Below are 26,991 nucleotides of genomic sequence, written 5' to 3' on the forward strand. Positions count from 1 at the left end.
ATGACGCATGATGATCGGTTTCCATGGCACGTCCGCGCTGTCTCGCGCTGGAGAATGAGCGTCGAAAAAAACACCCGTATAATCCCGATGTATACAATCCGATCAGAAAAACACATCCACGGAGCGAGATAGACACGCATGGCCGAAACCATTGCCGCACGAATCTGCCGCGTTTTGACGGGAGAGATCATCGACGGGCGCCTGCCGCCGGGACAGAAGCTCGAGGAAGTCGCCCTGGCCGAGCGCTTCAAAGCGTCACGCACCCCGATTCGCGAAGCGCTGCGGGAGTTGAACGCGCGAGGCCTGATCGAACTCACACCGCACAAGGGTGGCGTCGTGGCCAGCATCAGCGTCGACGACCTGTCCGACATGCTCGAAGCCATGTGCGAACTCGACGCGCTGTGCTGCCGCCTCAGTGCCCAGCGCATGAGCGCGATGCAAAAGAAGCAGCTCGAGATGATTCACCTCCAGAGCAAGCAGTGCATGGACGCGGGGGACGAAGCGGGTTATCTCGCGCTCAACCGGGAATTCCATCAGTTGCTCAGCGCCGGCACGCAGAACAAGACGCTCATGGCGCTGATCGACAGCCACCGGGAACGCCTGGCGCCGTTTCGCGCGGCACAGTCCGACGTCGAGGAGCGCTTCACCGTATCCTTCGACGAGCACGAGCGAGTGGTCGAAGCTGTACTCGCGTCCGATGCCGAAGGCGCATACAACGCCATGCGTAGCCACACCGCACGTCTGAGCATTCACGTGCTTGAGCGTCTGCAACACAGTCGCAAGCCGACGTGACGCCATGGGCGCCCGCCCGCTGGGCACACGGCGTCGAAAGGCCGACAGCCCATGCCGCCTGCCGCGCATGGGCTGTTTGGGTCATCACGTTCCAATTCCACGATTGGTGCATTGCGCACCGAGCCTGTCTCGCCAGCACTGGCGCGCCACGTAGCGCCGATGTCACTCATACCGCGCCAGCTTCGCGTGGTTGAACCTCACCGCGACGCCAACTAGCCTCCATCGGTGAAATGCTTCAGTGCATTTCGCGCGCCGCGCCCACGCGCAGCGCTCGCGGGCCGTCACCGACGGCGTTCCACCCAGGCTCTCGTGGAGACACACATGTCAGAAATCACCGATGTGCTGGTCAGCATCGACACCAAGACGATCGTCGACCGGTACGGCAAGAATTGCAGCATGGCCAATCCTCCGATCATCGACTTCAAGCATGTTTTCATGATCGTGACGCAAGGCAATGTGGTGAGCGGCCAGGCAGGCGGCGAGCTCGACGTCGCGGCGACGGTCGGCGACGTCATCCGCTGGCGCGAATGTTCCTTGTCGCTCGGCTTCGAGCAGTCGTGCATCTTTTACAAGTTCATCGGCAATCAGGGCAACGACCTGATCTCGCCGCCCTCGCCTCGAGAGGCGGAAGTCACCATCCCCGTGCCGAATCCGCCCGACCCGACCAAGCCGAAGAAGCAGAAGTGCTCGAACTACTTCTGGTCGTGCGAAACCCTGAAGACCGGCCGCGTGACGTATCACTTCCAGTTCATGGTGCTCGACCGCAGTGGCAATCTGTGCGGCTGCTATCAATGGGACCCGTTCATCACCATCCGCAACCACTGAGCCGGGCCAAATCGCGATGCTCGGCGGGCGAGGCTGCCCGCCGCGTCGCGGCGCCCGAGCGTAACGGCGAGGAGCCTCCATGTCCGACGCACAGACGCCCGATGCCCGCACCGTAACCGACGTACTGCTAGTCATCGACACCGTGACGCTGCTTGCGCGTCACGCGCACGCGGCACCTGCCCAGCGCCACGCCGAGCCTGGCGAATGGTTCACGCTTGCCCCGGGGCAAGTCGAACCCGACGCGGCGCGGATGGCACCCTGGCGTATCGACGCGACGCCCGGCAATCGCGTGCGCCTGCGCTGGACACCGCTGGCCATGCAGGGGGAACACGCGGTACTGCTCGACCTGTCGCCGACCGACACGACGGTGTTCGGCGAGTGGCATCTGCACATGCACGCCGACTCGCCTCGCCATGCGCCATCGATGGGTGACCCCGAACACCCCGCCCTACGGGCCGCGCCCGACGTCTATTGGCAGGCGGAGGTCGAACGTGCAGGATCGACCGAATTGAGCGTGGAACTCACCATCACCGACCGGGACGCCAACGTACTCAGGCAACTGCAGCGGTCCCTACGAATCGAGGTGCAGTAGGCGATCGAGGATGCGCCATCACGCCCGCGATTGCGATTGCGATTGCGATTGCGCAGCATTTGAAAATCGAATACGTTGTATTTTGATATTTAATTTGTCGATGCGGGATCGCTTCGCTATCTTGTGAGTCTTTCCCCGCCGTTTCAGCGTTTCACCTCCCACGAGACCTCGCGGCACTGGCGCCACGTCACACAACGCCAGCGAGGCCAGGGGCATGCAACAGAGGCCGTTCCATGACTTACCGCGTTTTCGCTGGTGCCGTCGGTGCCGACGGCAGCCCCCTGTCCCTCGCTACGCGCGACGGTCGCTTTACCTACGTTGGTCCGCAAACGCCCGACACCGCCCACGCTCAGGTCATCGATCTTCAAGGCAAGCTGGTGCTGCCCGGCTTCGTCGACGGCCACATCCACCTGGACAAAAGCTTCGTGGGCGATCGCTGGCGACCGCACCGCCCCGTTTCGACACTGCGCGAGCGGCTGGCCGCCGAGAAGCAGGAAATTGCCGACGCCGCCCCCATGGAAGATCGCGCCGACGCGCTCATGCGTCAGTGTGTATCGTTCGGCACGCTTGCCATGCGCTGTCACGTGGACGTGGATGCCAGCACGGGCCTCACGCATTTGCAAGCGGTCATGGCCATGCGCGACAAATGGCGCGAGTTGCTCGACATCGAACTCGTGGCGTTCCCCCAGGCCGGCGTGATCCGTTGCCCCGGCACCGCAGCGGTGCTCGAAGCCGCCGTGCGCGAGGGCGTCCAGGTCGTGGGCGGCATCGATCCGACCACGCTCGACGGTGATGCGCACGGTCAGCTGGACGTGATCTTCGGCATCGCCGAGCGGCACGGCACGAAGATCGATATCCACCTGCACGAACCCGGCGACATCGGCCTGGCGCAATTACATCGCATCGCCGCTCGCACGCGGGCCGCCGGATTGCACGGGCGCGTCTCGGTGAGCCATGCCTACGCACTGGGCGACATCGGTGCGGGAGCGCTCGACACCGTAGCCCGGGCGCTTGCCGACGCCGGCGTGTCGATCATGACCAACGCCCCCGGCGATCGTGCATTCCCGCCGATCCTGCGCCTTCGCGAAGCGGGCGTGCGCGTCTTCACGGGCAACGACAACATTCAGGACAGTTGGTGGCCGTACGGCAACGGCGACATGCTCCAGCGCGCCATGCTCATCGGCTACCGCTCCGGCTTCTACACCGACGACGCCCTGCACGTGGCACTGGACATGGCGACCGAATCGGCCGCCGTGGTCATCGGCAAAACGGATTACGGTCTGCGCGCCGGCAATGAGGCAAGTTTCCTCATGTTCGACGCACCGAACGCCGCTGCGGCCGTGGCCGCCGCACCGGCCGCGCGCGCGGTGATTCGTCACGGACGTTACTGGGGCGGTCCGACGCCACTCGCGCTCGATCCGGCCCTGTTGCGGGACACAGCAGGGTCCACCCCGACCTGACTGTCATGCGCGATGTCGCGGCCTGCGCGAGGCCGCGACGCCATTCTCGTTCGTCGCGCCAAGGTGAAGCGATCCGCGCGCCCCCATGGTGCGGATCGTCGCCTACGGGCCCCGCGACGAGCGTTGGGGAGAAAAACAGAATGCATCAGGAGCCATCAACCATGTCGAAGACTACGTATTACGCGCCTCACGGCGGGCATCCCGGCCAGACGGAACTGCTCACCGACCGCGCCATGTTCACCGAAGCCTATGCCGTCATTCCGAAGGGGGTGATGCGCGATATCGTCACCAGTCATCTCCCGTTCTGGGACAACACCCGGTTGTGGGTATTGGCACGGCCGCTTTCCGGCTTTGCCGAAACGTTCGCGCAGTACATCATGGAAGTCGGCCCCGGTGGCGGCAGCGACAAGCCCGAGCAGGACGACAAGGCCGAAGGCGTGTTGTTCGTCGTCGAGGGCGAGATCACCGTCACCATCCAGGGCAAGGCAAACACGCTTGCCCCGGGCGGCTATGCGTTCGTTCCGCCGGCCACCGAGTGGCAACTGCGCAACCTCAGCCAGGGCACCGCTCGTTTCCACTGGATTCGCAAGCACTATCAGGCTGTGGACGGTCTGCCATATCCCGAGCCGTTCGTGAAGCACGAGCAGGACGTCGAGCCGATCCCGATGCCGGGCACGGACGGTCGCTGGGTCACCACGCGCTTCGTCGACATTCAGGACATGCGCCACGACATGCACGTCAATATCGTGACGTTCCAACCGGGTGGCGTGATTCCGTTTGCGGAGACGCACGTGATGGAGCACGGACTGTATGTGCTCGAAGGCAAGGCCGTCTACCGCCTGAACCAGGACTGGGTGGAAGTCGAAGCCGGTGACTTCATGTGGTTGCGCGCCTTCTGCCCGCAGGCCTGCTATGCGGGCGGCCCGGGCCCGTTCCGCTACCTGCTGTACAAGGACGTCAACCGTCACATGAACCTGACGCTGGGCGCCCAATCGAAGTAATCGGGCAAACCGGCACAGCCGGGCCCGCATCGCCCGACACGCGCGCGTCGCTCACTTCGGCGCGCGCGCTCTCGTGTCCAGCATTCCCGCCAGCACCTTCGCCAGCGCACCCACCATGGGGTCGGCGCTCGGGCGGTGGAAAATCGCAAGCTCGAACGCATCGATCACCGGCAACCCTTGCGCGCGGCCCAGCACCACGTGCCCAGGCAAAACCGCCCGCGGAGGCACGAGGCTGATCCCCATTCCGTCGGCCACCGCTCCCTGGATACCGCTCAGGCTCGAACTCGTGAAACTGATGCGCCAGTTGCGCCCCATCGACTCGAGCGCATGGATCATGTCATCGCGGTAGAGACCGCGTGTCGGAAACGTGACGAGCGGCACCGGATCGAGAGCGAACGACGGATGCTTCGCACTGTCGATCCATGCGAGCTTCTCCGGCCGGCTGGCCACCGCTTCCCGACTGTTGCGGCGCTGCTTGACCAGCACCAGATCGAGTTCACCGCGATCGTAGCTGCCCAACAAGTCCCGGCTCAGACCGCTCGTGACCTCGAGCTTGACTTGCGGATATTGACGATTGAAGCGAGCGAGCACCTGCGTGGTCGCACCCGTCGCGAAGTCCTCCGGCACGCCCAGACGCACCGTCACGGCCACGACCGCGCCAGAGAGCGCTTCGAACATCTGGTCGTTGAGCGCGAGCATCTGCCTGGCAAAGCCGAGCAACATTTCCCCCGCATCGGTGACATGCACCTCGCGGTTGCCGCGTTCGAGCAGCTTGTGCCCGACCATGTCCTCGAGGCGTCGCACCTTCTGACTCACGGTGGACTGTGTCGAATGCAGGCGCGCCGCCGCCGTGGTGAAACTGCCGCAGTCGACCACCATCATGATCGAGCGCAACAGATCCAGATCGAAAATCGGGCGATTCGATTTTGCACTGCCAGCCATGTGATCTATTTACCATTGCAATGGATGGCATCTCTTGTATCACGCACGGCGCTCGTCCGACAACTGGCGATTGCTGCGTGGCCAGGCACACGACACGGCGAAGCCGTGCAGGGGTACGCCACGCGTCAAAGGCCCAGGGCCCGCCCGTCGCTGCGCGGGTCGTGCGCCCCCGTCATCTGTCCGTGCGGACCGAGACGAATCGCCCCGGGATGCCCCGCCAACTGACTTTGGGGTGGTAATGGGCTGATCTCGTGGCCCCGCGCCGCCAGCGCGGCGAAGACCTCGTCGCCCGCGTCCTGTTCGAGCTTGAGGCTGTCGCGGCTGTCGGAGAACGTTCTGCCGAGCAGGAACCGCGGGCGACGCAGTGCGGTGAGCGGGTCCATCCCGTAATCGATCAGGCGCGTCAGCACGGCGGCGAGCGTCTGCGGTTGCCCATCGGCCCCTTGCGTGCCATACAACAGTTGCGGGCGGCCTTGCTTCAGGTACATGCCCGGATTGAGCGTGTGAAATGGCCGCTTGCCGGGTTGCAGGGCGTTGGGGCTCTTCGGATCGACACTGAACGCGGCACCCCGGTTGTGCCACAGCACGCCGGTGTCGCCAAGCACCACACCGCTTCCCCAGTCGAAGTACACCGTTTGCAGCATGCTCACGCAATTGCCCTGGCCGTCGGCTGCACCGATGTACACCGTGTCGCCGGTGCGGTACACGTGCGGCCACGGCATGGCGCGATTCATGTGGATGCTGCGGGCATGCGCGTCAAGCGTCGGACTCGAGAGCAGCCGGTCGACCGGCACGTCGCCGAAGTCCGGATCGGCCACGTAGCGGTTTCGATCGATGAAGGCAAGCTTCACCGCCTCGACCAGCACGTGATAATAGTCGGCACTGCCCTCCGGCATCGACTTCAGATCGAACCGGTCGAGAATGCCCATGATTTCGAGGGTGGTCACCCCCTGAGTGGGCGGCCGCAGCCCGAGCAGTTCGCCATCGCGATAGGCAACGCGCAACGGCACTTCCTCGCGCGCCACGGCGTTCGCCAGATCGCTCGCTCGCAATGGCGAACCGACTTTCTTGAGCCCCGCGGCGATGCGCCCGGCGAGGTCGCCTTCGTAGAATTCCCGTCCGCCATGCGTGGCAATGCTGTCCAGACTGCGCGCGAGCGCCGGTTGATGGAATCGCTCGCCCGCCTGAGGCACCCGCCCGTTCGGCATGAAGACGGAGGAAAAGCCTTCCCATCCGGCGATGTCGTTGGCACGAAACGTCTGCCAGAAGTGCTGCGAAGGTGTGACGGGAAAGCCGTTCGCGGCATACTCCGTGGCGCGCGCGAACAGCGACGACCATGCCTGCCGTCCCCCCCATTGATCGCGACTGAGCGCGAATGCCTTGTCCCAAACCGCGACGGTGGCCGCCGTTGTGAGGGTGGCGCCCGGCCCCCGCACCGGAATCGGGGTGCCTGACGACAACCCCACCGGCAACGCCGCCGGCGCCTGCCCAATACCCGAGAGCGTACGCACATTGCCGTCGCTATCGCTGATCACCATGAACGCATCGCCCCCCAGGCCGGTGAAGTGCGGGTAGGTAACGCTCAGCACCGCGCCGATGGCGATCGCCGCCTCGATGGCGTTGCCGCCCGCGCGCAGCACCTCGAGCCCGGCTTCGCTTGCCAGTTCGTGCGGGCTGGTGACCATGCCGCGCGTGGACTGCGCCAGACGCGGACCGGCCGGCACGTCGACTTCGGCGCGCAGGGTCGCCGGGGCGGTGCCCACCGCTTCGGCCGCCTCGGCAGCGGCAACCGGCAGTACCGCGCTACCGGCCAGCGCCGCCGTGCCCATCAGAAAGTTGCGCCGCATCGGACTGGCGGCGTCGCCGGTGGCGCCCGTCAGAGCCGTGACAATTTGTGTGAACGTCATGCCGTCTCCCCTCAATCAGACTTCCGCCTTCCAGCCCTTCCAGAGGCGTGGATGCGTAACTTCCGGTGCCGAGTACCGCTCCTTGATCCAGGCATACACCGGGCCCAGCGCGTTCATCGCCACGGCTGCGCCGAGCGCGGCATATGGGTCTTGCGCCACCGGGCCGAAGCCGCCGAACAGTGTGGCGAAGTACGTGGCGAACCCGAAGAACATGCCGGGAATGAAGTTGAGCTGAGGGAAAATGCGCGCGAGCGCCATCATCGATCCGTTGCCGACAAACAGGATCGCCATCTCGGCGAGCACCAGGGCGTTGCCGCTGAACTGCGTGGCCGCCTGCCTGAACCCCAGCACGATGAGAAACGCGAAGCATGCGCCGACGGGCAGCGTCGCCCAGATGCGCTTGAGGTTGACCGGCGTCGGCCCTCCCATTGCAAAGGTGGCAGCCCAACTGATGAAGATCGCCCATGGCGGCAGGTGCAAGGGCAACATCGCGATGGGGATGGTGGTGACTGCAAGCAATGAGGCGACGACTTCCGCAGGCAGCTTCTTCATGATTGTCTCCTTGAGTTATGTAGGAACTTCACTGCGCACAACAACATGAATGCCGGTGAATCTCGCAGCTGTGCCGCGTCACGACCGTGATGCGGCCGCGTTTGATCACCCACAGGCGTGGCGGGATATCGAGCAGCGCATCGGCCACCCTGAACGTATCGAGAATGATGAGATCGGCTTGCTTGCCCACCGCAATGCCGTAGTCTTGCGACAGCCCGATGGCACGCGCCGCGTTGTACGTGCCCATGTCGAGAATCGCCTGCTGATGCTCCGGCACTCCGAACTGGGCCACGTGCGCGAGCAGGTTGCCGATCTGCAGCATGTCGGCCTTGCCGAAGGGCGTGAACGCGTTGCGCACATTGTTCGACGAGTACGCCACGTTTACACCGGCGCTGTGTAACGCCTTGACCGGCGTCAGGCCGCGCCGCGGGTTCTGCCTGTCCTTGCGTCCGCCCAGATACAGATCGGTCGCCGGCAGCGTCACGATGCTGATGCCGGCCAGCCGGATCTGTTCGATCACCGGCGCGAGCGCATCGTTGTCGAGTGCGCCGAGGCTCGTCACGTGCCCGAGCGAAACGCGCCCCTGATAACCGGTGTCGATGGTTCTCCGGGCAATGTAGGAAATCGCCGCGAAGCGTTGATCGCTGGTGTCGTCGGCGAAATCCGCATGCATGTCGATCGGTGCGTCGAAGCGCTGCGCGAGCTCGAACACGATGTCGATGTGGCGACGGGTGTCGTCCCAGTTCAATTCGTTGTAAGGGCATCCGCCGACCACGTCCGCCCCCATGCGCAAGGCATCGATCATCAGCTCGTAGGTGCCTTTCGACTTGAGAATGCCTTCTTGCGGAAACGCCACGATCTGCAAATCGAGCAGGCTGTCGTACTCGTCCTTGAGCGCGAGCAGTGTTTCCACGCCGATCAGCCCCTGGATCAGGTCGACGTCCGGGTGAGCGCGCACGGCGGTGGTACCGTTCCTGATCGCCATGTCGAGCACCTGGCGCGAGCGATCGAGAACGTCTTCGCGCTCCTGCTTGCTCTTGAGAATGCCGGTCACGCGAATCGCTTCGTCGAGCGTGCCGAAACGCGCGGGCAGGCGGCGGTGCAGCAAGGCCTTGTCGAGATGCAGATGTGCCTCGATGAGCCCGGGAATGGCGGCACGGCCCTGTGCGTCGATCTGCTCGTCGGCGCTGGCGTCGATGCCCGGCTCCATCGCGGCGATGCGTCCGCCCTCGATCGCGATGTCCACGAGCGGCGCGTCGTCGCGCACGCACACGTTGTTGATCAGCAGGTCCACATGCATGGTGCGGTCTCCTTACTTCACAGAATTGAACGGATATGCTGGCGAACGCCGGCCGGGTGGCAATGCAAGCGTGCCCCGGCCGCGCAGCCGGCGCTGATCGCGCCTGTTTCGCATCGGGGCTTGAAGCAAGATTAGAAGCGCGCCCGCGGAAGGGGCATCGGGATTTGCTGGTTTTCGTCTAGGAATTTCCCTAGACGCGCTGCAGCATGCGAAAGTGCGGGAAGGAGGATGGCCGGGCGCGTCGTGCGCGCCGCGGCATCAGGCGTCGGTGCCGGCGACGATCAGGCCGTGCTCGATGGCGTAGTGCACCAGTCCCGCGGTCGATGGGATGTCCAGCTTGGTCAGGATGTTCGCCTTGTGGGTGCTGACTGTCTTGGCGGAGAGGGACAGGCATCGGGCGATGTCGTTGATGCCATTGCCTTCGACCAGCATCTGGAAAATCTGGAATTCGCGTGCGGTGAGCCGTGTGTGCGGCAGCGCTTCGGCAGGCTGCTGCAGTTGTCGGACGAGCTTTTCGGCGACCAGCGGCGAGACGACGGTGCCCCCGCGCGCCACACGCCGGATGGCGCTCATCAACTGCTCCGACTCGGCGTTCTTGGTGAGGTAGCCGGCCGCGCCGGCACGAATCGCCTGCACCGCGTACTGCGATTCCCGATACATGCTCAGCACGAGAATCGGCAGTGCCGGATAGCTGGCCTTGATCTGGGCGATCAGTGCGATGCCGCTCTTGCCGGGCATCGACATGTCGAGCAGCAACACGTCGACGGCGCTCAGGCGCAGTCGATTCAGGACGTCATTGCCATCAACGGCCTCGGACGCCACGCGCATGTCGGGCGCCGTGGAAATGATCTTCTTCAGGCCATCGCGAATGATCGCGTGGTCATCGGCAATCATCACTCGCATGACCACCCCACTCCGTTGGTGATTGTCGCGGCATTCGACGCGTCGGGACGATTCGTCACTCCGGCGGCCGGGCGGGCCGGGATACGGACGCTCACGCACGTGCCCTGTCCGGGCGCGCTTTCGATGTCGAACGCACCGCCGAGCATCATTGCGCGCTCGCGCATGCCCATCAGGCCGAGGCGCTGACCATGGCTCGCCTGCGAGGTATCCATGCCGCGGCCGTCGTCGGCAATGCTCACATGGCAGTGGCCGTCGCGCAGATCGAACACCACGCGCACATGCGACGCTTGTCCGTGACGACTCGCGTTGGTGAGCGACTCCTGCACGATCCGGAAAATGGCCGTGCTGCACTCGCTGTCCAGGCACGCCGTCACCGTCTCGGGCATGACCAGCTCGCAGGGCAGGCCGTGACGCTGCGAGAACGTCTCGGTGAGCCATTCGAGCGCGGCGTGCAGACCGAGTTCGTCAAGTACGGCCGGTCGCAGGTCGGCGGCGATGCGGTGCACCGCATCGATCGTCTCGTCGACCAGGCCCTTGAGCATCTGGATGTGCGCCGCCCGATCATGCGCCGACGCGTCGGGCTCGGTCTCGAGGTAGCTTAGCCCGAGGCGCAGGCCGCCGAGCCATTGACCGAGTTCGTCATGCAGTTCGCGAGACAACCGTGTGCGCTCCGCCTCGCGCACCGTCTGCAGGTAGGCGGAGAGTTGGCGCAGCTGTGCGCGGGAATCGAGCAGCGCCATTTCCGAGCGCTTGCGATCGGTGATGTCGCGCGAAATGCCGACAGTGCCGACGATGCGACCGTGCGCGTCACGCACGGGCATCTTGACCGTATCGAACCAGTGCGGAGCACCGTCCGGCCCGGGCCGGCTTTCCTCGTAGCGGCGTCGCACGCCACTGGCCACCACCGCCCTGTCGGTCGCCAGATATACGCGCCCCCATTCGGAAGTCCAGACCTTGTCCGGTGTGCGACCGATGATCTCGGCTTCCGTGCGGCCGCAGGCGGCCATGAAGGCGTCGTTGACAAGGATGTACCGCGATTCGGTGTCCTTGAGCCAGGCCTGGTCCGGGATATTGTTCAGAATTGCCCGGTGCAGTTCACCATGCGTCTCCACTGCATCTCCTTGCCGTGCCGATGAAATGGCGCGGCGCAGCAACCTCATGAGCGCACGCGCCCGGGCGCGCTTGCACCCACGGCACGCTGTCAGGCCGGCGCCGGTCCGGCTCCAATATAGCCAGACCTGCGCCCTCGCGCGCCTCTAGTTTTCCCGCATATGACCATGCTGCGAGGTGTCATGATTTTCCCTGATGAGCGCGCAGTGCTCGCCGCCGGGACATGTCACGCGTCGTAGCCGCGAAACAGGCCGCACAGCCGGAACACCTCTTCCGTGTAGGGAATGTTCTTGACCTTGCAGTAGCGGCTGGCGAGCTTCATGAGCTCCTTGATGTCGCGCCCGCTGGCCTTCGGATAACGACTCGCCAACGTCTCGATCAGGCTGTCGTCGAGATACGCCCCCACCTGCTCGGCCTGCATGCGCCAAAGCCGGCGCGCGTGTTCGGGGCAAGGCGTATCGTAGTGGATCGTCGCGATGCAGCGCGACAGAATGGCGTCGTCGACATCGCCGCTGCGGTTCGTCGTCATGAAGAGCAAGCCGTGGAAGTACTCCAGCGAGCGCAGGAATTCGGCCACGATGGCGTTGTGCTCCAAATCGTTGTCGCGGCGCCGGATGTACACGTCGGCCTCGTCGAGCAGCAGGATCGCGTTCCAGCGCATGGCGCGGCGCAGGATGGTCATGAGCGTGGCTCCTACCGACGCGGCGGTGGTTCCCAACTGCCCCGAGTGCACGCGATACAGCGGCTTGCCCACGACCTCCGAGTAGATCTCGGCCGTCAGGGTCTTGCCCAATCCGGGCGCTCCCTGACACAGAATCGTGGCGCCGCCCGATTTCCCGGGCACGAAGTCCGGCATCATCACGTTCATGTTCGACGTGAGGATGTCGATCAGGTCATGATGGTGCGACGGCAGCACGAGCTTGTCGCGCAGCCCCGGCTGGTACTCGTACTCGGTCATGTTCTGCACGTGTACCCAGAGATTGCGATGCCAGTCGAGATGAAACACGTGCACATAGCAATGCAGCGGTATCGTCTCGAATGCCCGGTCGATTTCGGCGTTGCGCCAGAAGTCCGCATCGCACGCCATCTCAAAGTTGCGCTCGAGCCGCTCTTCGTCGTTCACGCACCTGGCCGCCGTACCGTCCACCACGCGAATCAGTTCCGTCACCCCCTTCGGATCGACGGAGAACGCCGCGCGACGAATGACGAATTGCGCGCCGAACGCGCGCTGCACTTTCAGGAAGCGTTGCGCGTGCTGCTCGTACTCGTGCTTGAACTCGGCACACTCCTTGTAGAAACCGAACTCGGCCAGCAATTCGGGAATCGTGCGATTGGCGATGTCGTCGCGCGTGAAAACGAGCGAGGTCGTCATGCCGGAACGGCGCAAGCGCTGCTCCGTCAGGTTCGAGTTGGCCGACTGCATCGTGTTCGCCAGCATGTCGATGACGACATACGGCGCGCCCTGCTCCGGCTCCACGTAGCGCAGGCGCCGCACGAGCCATGGCAACAACGCGCCGTCGCGATGGCGCTGGTACAGCCAGCCGTCGATGACGTCACGCGCGAGGTAGGCGACGAGGCCTGGCACCAGCTTGTCCAGGCTGGGGATGACGCGTGCCTGCGGCGCGTTGTAGGCATTATCGAGCGCAAGCATCTGGAACATCAACGCGCGTTCGTTCTGCGTCTTGCACAGCAGGTAGAGCGTGTTGAGCGACTTGGCGTCGAACCACTCGCTCGACACCATCATGTTGCCCCGGCACACACCATAGGCGGTCAGTTGTTTGCCCAGCGCGGAATCGGCGCCGATCAGTTGCAGCAAGGGATGAATCAGTGACTCGGGAATTTCGAAATCCATGAACGGCACTCCCCGTAAGGCGGTGTTGCCCGTGCGTGCTGCGCGTTGTGGCAGCGCGCGTGTCAGGCGAGGAAGAAATCGATGGCGCGTGCCACGACGCCCGGTTCGATGATGTGCAACCCATCGAATTCGACGTACTCCACGTCGTAGCCTGCCGCCTTGAGCTTTTGCGCGTTTGCGCGACCGCTGGTCGCAATCGGCAATTGTTCGTCGATCAGGCCGTGCGCGACGAAGATGCGCGGCTGTCCTTCCTGCATGAAAATGGACATGAAGCCGCCCGAGAAGGCAATGACATGACTCGCGATATCGCCATTCGTCACGCCGATCGACAGCGCGTAGCTCGCGCCGTCGGAGAAGCCCGCGAACGCCACTCGGCCAGCATCGATGCGATACCGCTGCGCCACGATGCGCAGCGCCTGCTCGAGACGCTCGAGATCGGGGCCGTTGCCGCCGATCACGATGTCCCACGTCGGAAAGGTCGAATGCGGAGCAAGCACGAGAAACTTGTGTTGCCGGGCATGCGGTTCGATGTGCGGCAACACCTTCTCGGGGAACCCGCCCGCACCATGAAACATGACGAAAAGTGCGACCGGTTGGTCCGTCGGCAGATCCGGCGGCACATACAGTACGGCGTCGCGCGTCTCACTGAGGCCGAGCGGGTGCCGCCCGGGAGGTAATGCGGCAAGGGCCGACGGGGAACTCGAAGGCGTGCCGGACTCCGCCTGCCCCGCCTCCGCCGCGCGGGAAGCCGGCACCAGGACGTCTGCGGACATGCGGCCAAACAAGGAAGCGTCGAACATGGCGCGGTGATTGTCTCGTGATTGTCGATATTTTTGATATATTGTATATCACGAATCTTCCCCATTGCGGTGCAGAATCGACACGCGTGACATGCGAGCCGCGCGAGCGGCACCTGGCAAGCGCCGATCCCGTCCCCGGCGCGAAGCATCGCGAGTTGCGCCAGATCACTGTCGGCACGAAACGCGAAACGCGCTCGCGTCCCGTTGGGAAAGCGCCGAGTGGCCTCCCGCACAAACGGCGTCATCCGATCGAAACCGATGACCGCGTGGTGCGCCAGATCGGCAGCGACGCAGGCTGGCCGTAACGCGCGAGATAGTCGTCGCGGGCATGCAAACCGATGTCGATGCTTCCCACGCGGCGTGCGACCAGCGCCTACTCTGCGGCGGCGCCATGCGAATGGCTGCCGTCTGATGCGCGCCCTTATGCCGACGCGGCGACGGCAGACGCGAGGGTCAATTGCCGCGAGCGCCCCCCAGCAGGCGCGAGATGCGCCGCGCGGCGTCGGTCAGCGCGGCCACCGTTTGCGGATTGGGATGCGCCGGCAAGTAATGAATCGAGCCGACGATGGCGAGGGTGCCGAAGAGCGACCCATCGTCCTGCACGATGGGCGCGGCCAACGCGTTCACACCGAGGAACACTTCCTCCGGTGCGTCGGCCCAGCCGCGTTCGCGCACCAGCGCGAGTTCGTGCGAGAGCCGCATCGGATCGGTGATCGTATGCGGCGTGCAGGCTTCGAGGGGGCCTGACAGGACGGCGTCACGTCGATCGGGCGGACCGAATGCCAGGGCGATCTTGCCCTGTGCCACGCTGTGCAACTTGAACTGCGTGCCCGGGTGCAGCAGGATCTCCAACGGACTGCGCCCACGCATGACGTCGAGCACGACCACATCCTTCTCGGTGAACGAGCTGATGACGATGGTCTGCCCCACGGCATCGCGCAACTCCTCCATGACCGGGCGCGCCAGCCCCACCACATCGAACTGCTTGACGAGCTTCTGGCCCAGCAGGAACAGGCGCCAGCCGATGCGGTAGCGGCTGGTGCGCGGGTTCTGCACCACGTACCCTTCCTGACGCAGCGCCGTCAGATGACGATGCACGCGCGCCTTGGGCACACCAAGCGCTTCGGCCAGATGCGTCACCCCGCATTCGGCATTGCGCTCGGCCAGCAACTCCAGAATGCGCAGCGAAATCACGGAAGTCGACGACGTATTGAGTTCATCGCCGCCCACCTCGCCATGGCTGGACGAATTCGGCAGCGTCGTGGCGGCAGCCTGCGCGCTGGGTATCGCGTCGTTCGGGGTGTCCTTCGATGGCTTCACTGCGTGTCCTTTGTCACTGTCGCCGCACGGTGACTACTGTGCGTCGAGCGTGATGAAACGCTCGCCGAACACATGGTAGCGCTGCGGCTTGTTTTTGTTCGCGTCTTCGGCGTTGACGTAACGGATCGAACTGCGATTCCGGCAGGCCCGCGGCAGAATGAAGCAGCGGATGAACGTCGTGTCCCGCGCCTCGGTCGTGGGCGCGAGCACAGGCGCATGCCCCAACTCGAGCCACGCCTCGCCGGGCCCGTGGGTATGCGACGCGCCGAGCGTTTCGATCGTGATCTCGCCCTCGAGCGTGCAGCGCACACCGGGCCCTTGATGCACGTGCGTATGCGCCACGCCGCCGGGGGGGAATTGTACCTTGTCGCACCGCATCAGCCAGCGCTGCCGCGGGTCCAGCTCGATCGGTGCAGCCAGCTTGAGCGTCGACGACGCCCCCGGCGCGGAAGCGATCTCGCCCGGCGTCGGCGCATCGCCCGACATCAGCTCCCAGCGCCACAGCGTCGCGCCTTCGCCGCCCACGTTCAGTGCCACATCGTCTTCGCCCAGCCAGGCCGTGTGCGCCGGATGATGCTGCGCCCCCGCCTCGAACTCGATGGCGACGTCGCCACGCACAACAAAAATCGCACGCCTCGCCGCCGGCAGATAGACAGGCGCATGGTTCGGCGCAATGACGTCTTCGTACAAACGCAATTGAAACGGCTTCACTTCTCGATCTCCTGTAACCCATTGCTTGCCCCGACCATCGAGACAATGCGGATACGTAGTATCGTTCATCGATACAGCAAGCACCATTTATGGTTTACCACGACGCCATATTCTGAAATGTCCTGCTAACATTCAAACGAAATCATTCCCACGCGTATCGATAAACGATACATGACGAATGGTATAACGATGACGTTCATGAAGGAGACAAGAATGGACACTGGCACGACCGCCCTGAAAGCGGCGGGCGGGGCACGCCGGCCGTGGTATCGCGGCGCGAGCCCCGCGCAATGGCGGGCATTTGGTTCGGCGTATATCGGCTGGATGCTCGACATCATGGATCTGATGCTGTTCGCGATGGTGATTCGCTACATCAGCGCCGATCTGCACTTTGACAAGGGGGTGGCGGGCATGATCGCCTCGCTCACGCTGCTGGCCACGGCCTTCGGGGGATTGTTCTTCGGATTCCTCGCCGATCGCATCGGCCGTACCCGTTCGATGATTCTGTCGATCCTGTGCTACTCCATCGGCACGGCGTTGTGCGGCTTCGCCGACTCGGTAACACAACTGCTGGTCTTCCGCTTCCTGCTCGGACTTGGGATCGGCGGCGAGTGGTCGGCCGGCGCCGCGCTCATCACGGAGACGTGGCCCGCCGAGCATCGCGCGAAAGTCATGGCGTGGGTGCAGAGCGCGTTTGCCGTCGGTTACGCGGCCGCCGCGATCGTTGCCGCCGTCATCCTGCCGTACTTCGGCTGGCGCTGGGTCTTCGCGTTCGGCCTGCTGCCGACGGTGCTGGCGTTCTGGGTCCGTCGCCACGTCGAGGAGCCGGCCATTTGGCGCGAGCAACGCGTGCGTCTCACGCTGGGACAGACCTTGGGCATGCTCTTCGGTCCGTACGCCCGCAGCACGCTTGTCGGTCTGGCCTTCACGGCGGCGGCGATGTGCGGCTATTGGGGATTGTTCACGTGGATTCCGGCATATCTCGCCACGCCCGTCGAGCAGGGCGGACCGGGCTTCGACCTGCTGCGCTCCACCACCTGGATCGTCATCATGCAGATCGGTGCGGCAGCCGGCTTCGTGTGTTTCGGCTACATCGCCGATCGCATCGGCTGCCGCAAGTCGTTCCTGCTCTTCTTCATCGTGTCGGCGGTCACCGTGCCGCTCTACGTGGCGATTCGCGAGCCCCTGCTCCTGCTGGCGTTCGGCCCGGTCGTGGCGTTTTTCGGCACGGGGTTCTACAGCGGCTTCGCCCCGACCTTCGCCGAGATGTTTCCGACGCAGGTGCGCGCCACCGCCCAAGGCTTCATCTACAACACCGGGCGTGCGGCCAGCGCACTCGCGCCGGCCGCGGTCGGCCTGCTCTCGCGCGGCGAAAACGTGAGCGCCGCCCTGGGAGCGACGGCCGGATTCTTCCTGCTCGCTGCCGTCATCGTGTACTTCTTCCTGCCGGAAAGCCACGGTGACGCGCTCGCCTGAGCGACGTCGTCCCGGGCAATGAAGGCTTGGCGCGCCGGTACACGTTGTGTCACCGGCGCGCTCGCATCCCCACGCGTGCCTGTCGGTCGCCTGTGGGCGGCCGAACGCGTCAGACCTGCGGCAGGCGAATCACCGACTCGCACGTCGAATACAGTCTCGCGACATCGTCCGCACGCAAATTGAGCACCGCGCGCTGATTGACGTAGCCCTTGTCGGTGATCTCTCCCAACTCCAGCGAGGGCGGCGACGCCAGTATCGCCGCACGCGCCGCGCGCTGCGAACTGCCCGCGTCCTGAGCCAGTTGGTCCAGCGCGGACGCAATCGCGGCACGCACCTCGCCATGCATCGCCATCGCCTTGCCGGCATGCGCGGCATTGGCAGCCAGTTCCGCCGCCTTTGCGCGCATGGCCGGACTCGGGAAGATCAGCAAACCGATCTCGTCGCGGTCGTGCCCGGCGATCACCACATCCGACGCGTAGGGTGCGAGCGCCGTGACCGCTCGCAAGCGCAACGCGCCGACGGAGACCCATGTCCCGCTGGTCAGCTTGAAGTCTTCCGAGACGCGGCCGTCGAAAATCACGCCGGCCCCCGGATCCCTGGGATCCGACAGGCGACCGGCGTCGCCGGTACGATAAAACCCTTCGTCGTCGAACGCCTGCGCCGTCGCGGCGGGATCGCCCGCATAGCGGTCGAATACCGCCGGGCCTCGCACGCGCATTTCCAGCTTGTCGCCGTTGGGCACGAACTTCAGCTCGTTGCCCGGCGCCGGCACGCCGATGTTGCCGGCACCCGGAATCGGAAAATGCACACTGGTGATGAGCGGCGAGGTTTCCGTCGCGCCCCATGCCGACGTGAAGAACGGCAATGTCTCACAATGGCGCGACGCGAGCCGTTCGAAACGCTGCCAGAGCGCGGGCGGCAAACTCGCCGCCGCGTAAAACAATACTTGCAGTCGGGCGAAGAATCTGGCGGCGAACGCGTCGTCGTCTTCCAGGAACGGCGCGAGCGCCTCGAACCCCTTCGGCACGTTGAAGTGCAACGTCGGCGATACGTCGCGCAGCGCCTCGACCGAGCGCTCGATCAGCTCCGGCACCGGACGGCCGTCATCCACATAGAACGCGCCGCCGTTGCGCAGGACCATATGGAAATTGTGATTCGCGCCGAACGTGTGGCTCCACGGCAACCAGTCGACCACCACCGGCGCGGCCTCATCAACGAACTGCCAGCACTGCGCGATCATCTGCTGGTTCGCGGCAAGCATGCGGTGCGAATTGACGACGATCTTCGGCTTGCCGGTCGAGCCCGAAGTCAGCAGCAGCTTGGCCGTGTCCTCCGCCCGCACCTGCGCGAAAGCGGTGTCGACGGCCGCCGACGCCGCAGTCCCCGCCAGCGCATCGAAGCATAGCCACTGCGCGCGTCCATTGCGGGTCGCGACGATCGGGCAGCGGATCGGCGCGCCATCGAGCGCACGCCCATAGGCATCGCCGTCTTCCACATAGATCATCGACGGGTCGAGACGCGCGAGAATGCCGTGCAGCTTGCTCATGTCCTTCGCGACTCGCGAATACGCCGACGACACGATGGCGGCGTGACGCCCGGCCATCATCGCGCCGAGCACGAGCAATGCATGATTGACACTGTTGTCGGACAGGATCACGACCGGGCGATCGCGGGCAATGCCGAGATCCAGCAATGCCTGCGCCACGCCGCGAGCGCGGCGCAGCGCGTCGCCATACGTCACACACCGCCACAACCCCGGGCCACGCTCACCCGGTTGCGCGCGCTCCGCCACGAACACGGCGTCGGGCGTGCGCTCGGCCCACTGCACCAACCAATCGGCAGGACTTCGCGCGTACGCGCCCAGCGGGGTACGCGACCGTATGATGAAACTGCCGTCGGCGCGCGCCTCGCGCTCGATATCCGGCCGGGCGAGGCGTGGCGTGCCGGCCGCTGCGAAGGCGGGATTCAGTCGATGGTCCACTTTCCGCCCTTGACTGTGACGAGCACACGACCATCTTCGCCATAAGCCGAATGGTCCTGCGCGTTGACATTGATCATGCCGTGCGTTGCCGCAAGGCCACGGGTTTGCTCGATGGCCGAGACCAGAGCGTCGCGAAATGCCTGCGTGCCCGGCTGCGCCTGCTTCGCGGCCACCGCCACCGCGCGATCGAGCACCAGATAGGCATCGTAGGCATAACCGGCGAACAGATTTCGCGACCCGACGCCGTACAGCGCCTCGTAGCGCTTCGCGAAATCGGCGGCTACGGCCTTGCCGGGGTGGTTGGGACTCAACTGTTCGGCCACCAGAATGTTGCCCACCGGCAGGATCACCCCCTCGGCGCTCTTGCCGGCCACGCGCAGGAAATCGTTGTTGGCGACACCGTGCGTCTGGTAGATGCGCCCCTTGTAACCACGCTCGCGCAATGTGCTCATGGGCAACGCCCCCGGCGTGCCGCTCGCCGCGATGATCACGGCGTCGACATTGGCGGACATGATCTTGAGCGCCTGCGCAGTGACCGATTGATCGTTACGCGCGTAGCGCTCGATCGGAGCAACCTGGATCTGCCTTGCGCCCGCGCGCGCCTGAATGTCCTTGAGCCACGCTTCGCCATACGAATCGCTGAAGCCGATGAAGCCAAGCGTCTTCACCTTGTGGGCCTTCATGTCGTCGAGCACCGCGTCGGCCATCACCGCCACCGACTGCGGCAGCGAGAAGACGTAGCGCATCTGTGCCGCGCTCGGCACGAACGGACACAGCCCCAATTGCGGCGTGCGCGTGTCGGCGGCTACCGCCGCCACGGCCAAACAAGCGGGGGTCGTCGACGACCCGATGATCGCATCGACCTTGTCCTCCGTGGCCAGACGCCGCGCGTTCTTTGTCGCCGTCGTCGGATCGGTGGCATCGTCAAGCACGATGTAGCGCACCGGCAGACCGCCGAGCGTGGGCGCGAGCATGCCGATGGCCTGCTTCTCCGGGATGCCCAGCGACGCGCCGGGACCGGTGCTCGAGAGCGTTACGCCGATGGTGACGGCCGCCGGTTGCGCGCCCGCCTGCGTGGAAGCGCACAATGCAGCCACGCAAAGCGAGAGCGTGGACAGCGAGAATGCGATACCGCGTGTGAATCGGTTTGCCGCCATGTGACATGTCTCCTTGTCTTTTCGTTATCGGGGCCGGACAGTCAACTACGCACCGCTGAAACTCACCGCATGGCGAACTCCGGCATCACTTCCCGGTTACGCGGCAAGCCCATGATTTCACGGGCTTCGGCCGGCGTTGCGGGCTCGTAGCCCATATCGCGCACCATGCGCACAATGCGCTCGGTCAACTGCTGGTTGGTCGCCAGCACGCCTTGTTCGTAATAGAGGTTGTCTTCCAGGCCCGTGCGCACGTGACCGCCGAGCAGCAGGGAGTTCATCGCCGAGGGCAACTGCGCCGGACCGATGCCCGATACGCAGAAGATGCTCCCCTTGGGCAGCATGTCGACCATTTGCTGCAATATGCGCGGGGTGTACGGCATGGCGTTCTGAAAGCCGCGATGCACGCCCAGCACGAGGTTCACGAAAAAGGGCTCCTCGTCGAAGCCTGCCGCGGTAAGCGTGGCCAGGTCCTGCACGATGTGCGTTGGGCTGAACACTTCCCACTCGGGCTTGATGCCGCGCTTTTTCATCTCCACGGCCAATTGCTTGCAGCGCTCGGGCGAGGTGTGCATGAGCAGCTCCTTGCCGCCGAAGCTCGCGATGATGGTCGTGGCATCGAGCGTGCACATCTCGGCGCCGGCCTCCATGCCCTTGATGCGCTCGTCCCACAGAATTTCCCAATAGCCGTTGGCGGCCTGTCCGATCATGTCGCCATGCACGCCCCCTCCGGTCGAGTTGTTGATGACGATGTCGCACTTGTCGCGGATGCGGCGGTTGATGTCGCGGTAGATCGCCGGATCGCACGTGGCACCGTCGTCGCCCGGACGTCGCGCGTGGATCGCCACTACGCTCGCACCCGCGTTGTAGCAGTCGTAAACGTCGCGTGCGATCTCGTCGGGCTGCGTGGGCAAGTGCGGATTCTGCGACTTGTGGGCCATGCCCCCCGTGGGGGCAATCGTGACAATGACTTTCGGCTTGCTCATGCGTGTCTCCTTGAATCGTTCGCTCAATCGCTTCATCGGCCGACGGGCCGACGACATTGACGTGGCGTCGCGCCGACGGGCGCTACGGTTTGCTTGCGAGAATGCCGAGAATGATCGCGTCTCGCTGGGCTTCGAGCCGCGCGTTGCCGCGCCCCGCCAGTTCGGCCTCCACCCCTGCGGTGATACGCGCCTTGAGCGCATCGGTCAGTTTCGGCGCGCCCAGATCAGCCCACCATGACTCGATGGGCGAGCCCAGATGGTCGAGCAGATGCGCGATTCCGCCGGCGCCGCCCGAGAGGTGCAGATTCAGGAACGGGCCGAGCGCTGCCCAGCGCAAGCCCGGGCCGTAGGCAATGGCGTCGTCGATGTCCCCGACCGACGCCACGCCGGTATCGACCAGATGCATCGCTTCGCGCCACAGCGCCGCCTGCAGCCGGTTAGCGATATGCCCCTTGACCTCTTTCTTCACGTGAATGGGTCGCTTGCCGATTGCGCGATAGAACTGCATCGCGGTGTCGATCGCCGCCGCTGACGATTGCTCGCCGCCGATCACCTCGACGAGCGGAATCAGATGCGGTGGGTTGAACGGATGCCCGAGCACCACGCGGCCCGGGTGCGCGCACACGGATTGCACCCGGCTCATCAGCAACCCCGACGAACTCGATGCGATCACCACGTCAGGAGGCAACGCCGCGTCCATCTTGCGAAACAGTTCCTGCTTGAGGTCCTCACGTTCGGGACCGCTTTCCTGCACGAATCCGGCGCCCGACAGCGCGCCCTCGAGCGTGTCGTGAAACGTCAGCGCGTCGCGGTTCGCGTCGGGCGACAGACCGATGCGAATGAGCGTCGGCCAATGGGCATCCACCGATTCGCGCAGGCGCTCTCGTGCGCCAGGCGCCGGATCCCATGCGCTCACGCGCAGTCCGCGCGCCAGAAAGTACGCCGCCCAACTCGCACCAATCACGCCAGTGCCGATCACCGCGACCTGCTCGATGTTGTCGTATTTCACGTTTGTCTCCGTGGTGGGCCGCACGATTAACGCGACGCGCGGCCGAGAAATCGTTCCATGCGCTCTCGCGCTTCGGGTGTGGCGAGCATCAGCGCACTGGTCACCGACTCGGTGAACAAGCCGTCGGCCATCGACATGTCATGGATGCGCGAAAGCGCGTGAATCGTCGCCCAGTTCGACAACGGGCTGTTCTGCGCCGTGTCGCGTGCGAGTTGCGTGGCGAGGGCGAGCCCCTCGCCCGCTTCGGTCAGGTAATGCCCCAAGCCAAGTCGTTCGCCGTCGGCCGCATCGTAACGGCGGCCGGTGAGCATCATCTCCGTCATGCGATCCGGCCCGAGAATCCGCGCCACGCGCACCGACGCGCCGCCACCGACGAAGATGCCGCGCTTGCCTTCGGGCAACTGGAAGAACGCGCTTCGCTCTATAACGCGCACATGGGCACAGAGCGCCAGCTCCAGGCCCCCGCCGATGACGGCGCCATGCAACACGGCGATCACCGGGCGTCCCCCGAACTGGATCTCGTGGAATACCTTGTGCCAGCGCTGCGAGACACGCAGTACGTCGATCGGGTCGCGCGTGCTGTTCTCCGAGAGGTCGAGCCCCGCGCAGAAGTGCTCTCCCGCGCCGCTCAACACCACGGCACGCACACTGTCGTCGAAATCGCGGAACGCGGCCTCAAGGGAATCGATGGCGGCGTCGCACAGGGCGTTGCGCTTCTCGGCGCGCGCCAGCGTCACGAAAGCGATCGCGCCTTCGACGTGAACTCGCAAGTGGGAATAAGTCATGTCTGCATTGGCTCCGAAACGTGGAAAGTATCTTATAAGATATTTTCTACGTTGCACCATTTGTGCAATGCAGTTCAGGGTTAACAGGGATAATCCGCCATTAAATGAAATTTACTGCACACTCATCACGAACCGTGGTCGTCGAACGCCGGACGATTGTCGCGAGCGAGCTATCCCATAGTATATTTACGCGCGACACCTTCGAATCCCTGCCGCCCCATGCCGAAACTGCCTGCCGATGCGCACCTGCCTACCAAGCTCGACGACGTCGGTGCGGGCGTGACGTCGCGCCTGGCGTCGCTTGCCATGCGAATTCGCACGCTGCGGGCGCAGCGCGGCATGACGCGTAAGCAACTTGCCGCTCAGTCCGGCGTTTCGCTGCCGTATCTCGCGCGTGTGGAAGCGGGTACCGGCAACGTGTCGCTCGCCGTACTGCACAAGCTGGCGGAAGCATTGAATGTTGGCGTGGAGACGCTGGTGGCCGAGCGCACCGCCTACGATGGCGATCTGCTCATCCTGGTCGAATATTTGCGCCAGCAACCGCCGGAAGTGCTCTCGCGGCTGCGGCGCGAGATCGTCGTGCCACAACCCGCGGACGGGCGCCGTGCGGGGCGACGCATCGCCCTTATCGGACTTCGCGGCGCGGGCAAGTCGACGTTGGGCCCAATGCTTGCGAAGGCCATTGGCGCGCCCTTCGTCGAACTGGACAAGGAAGTCGAGCGCGAGGCCGGCATTGCCATCGGCGAAGTGATCACGCTCTACGGTCAGGCGGCGATGCGGCGCATCGAACGCCAGTGCATCGAGCGGATCATTGCCGAACATGACCACGTGGTGCTTGCCACGGGCGGCGGCATCGTGTCGGAAGCGCCGACGTACGAGCGCGTGCTCCGCGCCTTCCGCACGGTGTGGCTGTGCGCCAGGCCCGACGTTCACTTCCAGCGTGTCATGCGGCAGAACGATGCACGCATTGCCACCGAGGCCTTGCGAAACGAAGCCCTCGATCACATCCACCGCATGCTCGACGCGCGCGAATCGCTTTACCGGCTGGCCGACATCACGCTGGACACTTCCGACATCACGCCCGACGCAGCCCTCGAAGCCCTCACGCGCCACCTCGCCCCGGTCCGAGCAGCGTAAGTCGGCGTCATCGGTCATTCGCCCGACGATGCCGACGCCAGCATGCTTGAGCTGTCACGGTCGCCGTACTATAGTGGCCGACGCCACGCATCGCTGGCGCTGCGTTGGCGTGCTCACAAAACCGGCATGAACGCTTCGCCCAGCGCATCGCTGCAGGCCGACTCAAGGATTTCGCCCACTATGGACACCACCGTCGTCGAGAGCTGGAAGGATTTCACGGAACTCTCTTCGCGCTTTGAAGGATGGGCGTTTCGCGGGCAGCAGGACCAGCGCTGGCACCTGCAAAGCTCGCTATCCCGCTACCTCCACGCCTATGTGTCGGACAAGGAGCAGTGGCGCAGCCGCGAAGCGCGCGCCATTCGCATCTTCCGCCGCAAGGCCCACAACCACGTGCCCTGGCCCGAGCTGCTGCACGACGATCTGCGCTGCCTCGGCCTGATGCAGCACCACGGCGCACCGACCCGCTTGCTCGACTTCACCAAATCCCCGTTCGTCGCCGCGTTCTTCGCACTGGAGCGCGCCACGACCGACGCGGCAATCTTCGCGCTCAATACACCTGCGCTGTATGCGGATCGTGCGCGGCCGCGTCACGCGCCATGGCTCACGCGGGACACGATCGACCCGCGCGTGAAAGGCAACATGGAGAAATACTTCCTCGGCAACGACAACGAGGTGGTCTGGTTCGGCGAGCCGGAGGAAATGGACGGACGCCTGATCGCCCAGTCGGGGACGTTCGTGTTGCCGGGCGTGATAGACCGCCCGCTGCATCGAATTCTCGACGGTTACGAAAGCGACGAGCCGCTGCTGCGCAAGATCGTACTGCCATCGGCATTGCGCGCCGACGCGATGAAATGGCTTTATCGGATGAACGTCACGAATGCGTCGCTGTTCCCTGACCTCGACGGCCTGGCGCGCTCGATTGCCGTCGAAATCGAAATGGTGTGGCCCACGCAGACACTCGGCTGACGATCACCACGAAATCGTACGGTCAGCCGCGCCGTGCAATAACGCTTCACACCAACCGCTCAAGAAAGCTCGGGCCGCCCGACTTGCGCTCCGACTTGTTCGCGTACATGCGCTGATCGGCAATGCGGATGAGTTCGCTCATCGATTCGCCGTCGTCCGGGAACACCGCCACCCCCACGCTGACTCTCACGCTCACCGCGGCATCGCCGACATCGACGGCCTGTTCGATCTCGGCGCGCAAGCGCGTCACCGCGAAGTCGATGCGCTCGACGATCTCGGTGTCCTGGAGAATCGCGACGAATTCGTCGCCCGAGTAGCGCGCCACGAACCCACCCTCGCCCACGGCTGCCTTCATGCGCGCGCCGATTTCGCGCAGCAGCAGGTCTCCCACGGCATGGCCGTGGCTGTCGTTGACGTCCTTGAAGCCGTCGATATCGGCGAACAGCAGCGCGAGCTTTCCGTTGGTGCGTTGCGCGCGTCTCACCGCCTCCCCGACGAATTCCCCAAACGTGCGGCGATTCGGCAGTCCAGTCAATTCATCGAATCTCGCGGCATGATAGAGGTCGTCGATGAGCTGCTTACGCTCAATCGCCAGCGCCGTCTGATCGCAGACAAAAGCCAGCAAACGTTGCGCGGCGTCGACCTGCAAGGCGCCCGCCGGACCGTAAATCATGAGCGAGCCCACCGCGCGCCGCGCCGTGAGCATGGGCAGCACCACCAGGGCGGGATGTTTACCCAGGTCACTCCCATCAGGTGAGAACTCGGTGGCGCACACCGACAGGTTCGACGCGTCTGCGGCTGCCGCGGGACTGGCGTCGATGATTCGCCACAGGGGCTGCTGGCCGTGCGTCGCCCGCACCGAGAGCGCGCGGGCCTGAGACCAGTCGAGCAAGGCAACGTCGGCACTTTCGCGGAATTGATACGCCTTTTCCCACGACCCGATAGCGGCGTCACAAGTCCCCACGACCATCGCCTCGACCGGAAACAGCGTGCAAAGGGTGTCATGCACGGCCCGGCACAGGGAGCGGATATCGGCCGCGTCGTGGGCGGCTTCGGAGATCGAATACGTCGCCCGCTGCATTGCCTCGGCCTGCTTCCTGGCGGAAATATCGCGCGCCACGCCGATGCGCAGTCCATGGGCTTCGGACCAACGGGCGGACCACATGATGTGCACATAGTGGCCGTCCTTGTGCACGTAGCGATTCTCGAATCCGATTCGGGGAACGCCTGACATCACGCGTTTCGATTCCTCGATGGTGCGCTCCCGATCATCCTTCGCGACGAATTCGAGCATCGAACGCCCCATCAACTCCTCAGGCGTGTAACCGAAGATGGCAGCACTCGCCGGGCTCACATAAACAAGTGTGCCCGTGCGATCGACGAGAAATACGGCGTCCAGCAGCAGCTCCATGCAGCTTGCCAGAACGTCT

Annotated in this window: 24 protein-coding genes and 1 pseudogene; 8 read left to right on the forward strand and 17 right to left on the reverse strand. The window is 64.6% G+C overall.

The features are described from left to right. Positions 1-138: 138 nt before the first annotated feature. The 5 genes from PMO31116_RS01550 (at position 139) to PMO31116_RS01570 (ending at position 4,670) form a co-directional block, all read left to right on the forward strand. Positions 139-792, forward strand: coding sequence for a GntR family transcriptional regulator (locus PMO31116_RS01550; protein WP_150565149.1), 654 nt, complete (start codon positions 139-141; stop codon positions 790-792). A 321-nt stretch (positions 793-1,113) separates the two neighbouring features. Continuing rightward, positions 1,114-1,617, forward strand: coding sequence for an inclusion body family protein (locus tag PMO31116_RS01555; RefSeq protein WP_023595879.1), 504 nt, complete (start codon positions 1,114-1,116; stop codon positions 1,615-1,617). Between the two features lie 79 nt (positions 1,618-1,696). After that, positions 1,697-2,209: an AidA/PixA family protein gene (locus PMO31116_RS01560; RefSeq protein ID WP_150565150.1), complete on the forward strand. Its 513-nt coding sequence runs from the start codon at positions 1,697-1,699 to the stop codon at positions 2,207-2,209. A gap of 233 nt (positions 2,210-2,442) precedes the next feature. Further along, entirely contained in the window at positions 2,443-3,669 is a 1,227-nt protein-coding gene (locus PMO31116_RS01565) for an amidohydrolase family protein (protein WP_150565151.1), read from the forward strand. Between the two features lie 161 nt (positions 3,670-3,830). After that, positions 3,831-4,670 carry a bifunctional allantoicase/(S)-ureidoglycine aminohydrolase gene (locus tag PMO31116_RS01570; protein ID WP_150565152.1) on the forward strand — a complete coding sequence of 280 codons (840 nt, stop codon included), beginning with the start codon at positions 3,831-3,833 and terminating at the stop codon, positions 4,668-4,670. Positions 4,671-4,721: 51 nt separating this feature from the next. Here the strand turns inward: PMO31116_RS01570 and PMO31116_RS01575 are convergent, their stop codons facing one another. The 11 genes and pseudogenes from PMO31116_RS01575 to PMO31116_RS01625 form a co-directional block, all read right to left on the reverse strand. Continuing rightward, complete coding sequence (locus PMO31116_RS01575) at positions 4,722-5,612, reverse strand: LysR substrate-binding domain-containing protein (RefSeq protein WP_150565153.1); 891 nt, start codon at positions 5,610-5,612, stop codon at positions 4,722-4,724. Positions 5,613-5,737: 125 nt separating this feature from the next. Continuing rightward, entirely contained in the window at positions 5,738-7,297 is a 1,560-nt protein-coding gene (gene ggt, locus PMO31116_RS01580) for a gamma-glutamyltransferase (RefSeq protein ID WP_425494756.1), read from the reverse strand. Positions 7,298-7,534: 237 nt separating this feature from the next. Beyond that, positions 7,535-8,071, reverse strand: a complete 537-nt coding sequence (locus PMO31116_RS01585; RefSeq protein ID WP_150565154.1) for a DUF1097 domain-containing protein — start codon at positions 8,069-8,071, stop codon at positions 7,535-7,537. Positions 8,072-8,099: 28 nt separating this feature from the next. Beyond that, positions 8,100-9,371: an amidohydrolase family protein gene (locus PMO31116_RS01590; protein WP_150565155.1), complete on the reverse strand. Its 1,272-nt coding sequence runs from the start codon at positions 9,369-9,371 to the stop codon at positions 8,100-8,102. Positions 9,372-9,629: 258 nt separating this feature from the next. Further along, entirely contained in the window at positions 9,630-10,274 is a 645-nt protein-coding gene (locus tag PMO31116_RS01595) for a response regulator (RefSeq protein ID WP_150565156.1), read from the reverse strand. Continuing rightward, entirely contained in the window at positions 10,265-11,386 is a 1,122-nt protein-coding gene (locus tag PMO31116_RS01600; protein ID WP_150565157.1) for a PAS domain-containing sensor histidine kinase, read from the reverse strand. The genes PMO31116_RS01595 and PMO31116_RS01600 overlap by 10 nt, the downstream gene beginning before the upstream one ends. Before the next feature lie 224 nt (positions 11,387-11,610). Then, the gene (locus PMO31116_RS01605) at positions 11,611-13,236 is read right to left on the reverse strand and encodes an AAA family ATPase (RefSeq protein ID WP_150565158.1); all 1,626 of its coding nucleotides are present in this window, start codon (positions 13,234-13,236) and stop codon (positions 11,611-11,613) included. A gap of 62 nt (positions 13,237-13,298) precedes the next feature. Further along, on the reverse strand, positions 13,299-14,036 hold the full coding sequence (locus tag PMO31116_RS01610; protein ID WP_150565159.1) for an alpha/beta hydrolase: 738 nt from the start codon (positions 14,034-14,036) through the stop codon (positions 13,299-13,301). A gap of 98 nt (positions 14,037-14,134) precedes the next feature. Further along, a pseudogene (locus tag PMO31116_RS23970) lies at positions 14,135-14,438 on the reverse strand (LysR substrate-binding domain-containing protein); the annotation flags it as partial. Positions 14,439-14,489: 51 nt separating this feature from the next. Continuing rightward, positions 14,490-15,356 (reverse strand): IclR family transcriptional regulator, encoded by an 867-nt coding sequence (locus PMO31116_RS01620; RefSeq protein WP_150565160.1) that lies wholly within the window; start codon positions 15,354-15,356, stop codon positions 14,490-14,492. A gap of 33 nt (positions 15,357-15,389) precedes the next feature. Beyond that, positions 15,390-16,067 carry a cupin domain-containing protein gene (locus PMO31116_RS01625; RefSeq protein ID WP_150565161.1) on the reverse strand — a complete coding sequence of 226 codons (678 nt, stop codon included), beginning with the start codon at positions 16,065-16,067 and terminating at the stop codon, positions 15,390-15,392. Between the two features lie 213 nt (positions 16,068-16,280). On the opposite strand from PMO31116_RS01625, the gene PMO31116_RS01630 reads away from it, so the two are divergent. Beyond that, positions 16,281-17,543 carry an MFS transporter gene (locus tag PMO31116_RS01630; protein ID WP_150565162.1) on the forward strand — a complete coding sequence of 421 codons (1,263 nt, stop codon included), beginning with the start codon at positions 16,281-16,283 and terminating at the stop codon, positions 17,541-17,543. Positions 17,544-17,652: 109 nt separating this feature from the next. Here the strand turns inward: PMO31116_RS01630 and PMO31116_RS01635 are convergent, their stop codons facing one another. The 5 genes from PMO31116_RS01635 to PMO31116_RS01655 form a co-directional block, all read right to left on the reverse strand. After that, positions 17,653-19,524 (reverse strand): feruloyl-CoA synthase, encoded by a 1,872-nt coding sequence (locus PMO31116_RS01635; RefSeq protein ID WP_150565163.1) that lies wholly within the window; start codon positions 19,522-19,524, stop codon positions 17,653-17,655. Continuing rightward, positions 19,509-20,681, reverse strand: coding sequence for an ABC transporter substrate-binding protein (locus PMO31116_RS01640; protein WP_150565164.1), 1,173 nt, complete (start codon positions 20,679-20,681; stop codon positions 19,509-19,511). The genes PMO31116_RS01635 and PMO31116_RS01640 overlap by 16 nt, the downstream gene beginning before the upstream one ends. A 62-nt stretch (positions 20,682-20,743) precedes the next feature. Further along, positions 20,744-21,664 carry a beta-keto acid cleavage family enzyme gene (locus PMO31116_RS01645; RefSeq protein ID WP_150565165.1) on the reverse strand — a complete coding sequence of 307 codons (921 nt, stop codon included), beginning with the start codon at positions 21,662-21,664 and terminating at the stop codon, positions 20,744-20,746. 82 nt (positions 21,665-21,746) lie between these two features. Continuing rightward, complete coding sequence (locus tag PMO31116_RS01650; RefSeq protein WP_150565166.1) at positions 21,747-22,673, reverse strand: 3-hydroxyacyl-CoA dehydrogenase NAD-binding domain-containing protein; 927 nt, start codon at positions 22,671-22,673, stop codon at positions 21,747-21,749. A gap of 26 nt (positions 22,674-22,699) precedes the next feature. Continuing rightward, on the reverse strand, positions 22,700-23,458 hold the full coding sequence (locus PMO31116_RS01655; RefSeq protein WP_150565167.1) for a crotonase/enoyl-CoA hydratase family protein: 759 nt from the start codon (positions 23,456-23,458) through the stop codon (positions 22,700-22,702). Positions 23,459-23,677: 219 nt separating this feature from the next. Here PMO31116_RS01655 and PMO31116_RS01660 point away from each other — a divergent pair, with 219 nt between their 5' ends. Together PMO31116_RS01660 and PMO31116_RS01665 are read left to right on the forward strand one after the other, a co-directional pair. Further along, positions 23,678-24,595 (forward strand): helix-turn-helix transcriptional regulator, encoded by a 918-nt coding sequence (locus PMO31116_RS01660; RefSeq protein ID WP_246185098.1) that lies wholly within the window; start codon positions 23,678-23,680, stop codon positions 24,593-24,595. 126 nt (positions 24,596-24,721) lie between these two features. Next, on the forward strand, positions 24,722-25,561 hold the full coding sequence (locus PMO31116_RS01665; RefSeq protein WP_246185099.1) for an FRG domain-containing protein: 840 nt from the start codon (positions 24,722-24,724) through the stop codon (positions 25,559-25,561). A 46-nt stretch (positions 25,562-25,607) separates the two neighbouring features. Here the strand turns inward: PMO31116_RS01665 and PMO31116_RS01670 are convergent, their stop codons facing one another. Beyond that, positions 25,608-26,972 carry a sensor domain-containing diguanylate cyclase gene (locus PMO31116_RS01670; RefSeq protein WP_174970724.1) on the reverse strand — a complete coding sequence of 455 codons (1,365 nt, stop codon included), beginning with the start codon at positions 26,970-26,972 and terminating at the stop codon, positions 25,608-25,610. Positions 26,973-26,991: the final 19 nt, after the last annotated feature.

The sequence above is a fragment of the Pandoraea morbifera genome, from assembly GCF_902459575.1.
In the GTDB taxonomy this organism is placed as follows: domain Bacteria; phylum Pseudomonadota; class Gammaproteobacteria; order Burkholderiales; family Burkholderiaceae; genus Pandoraea; species Pandoraea morbifera.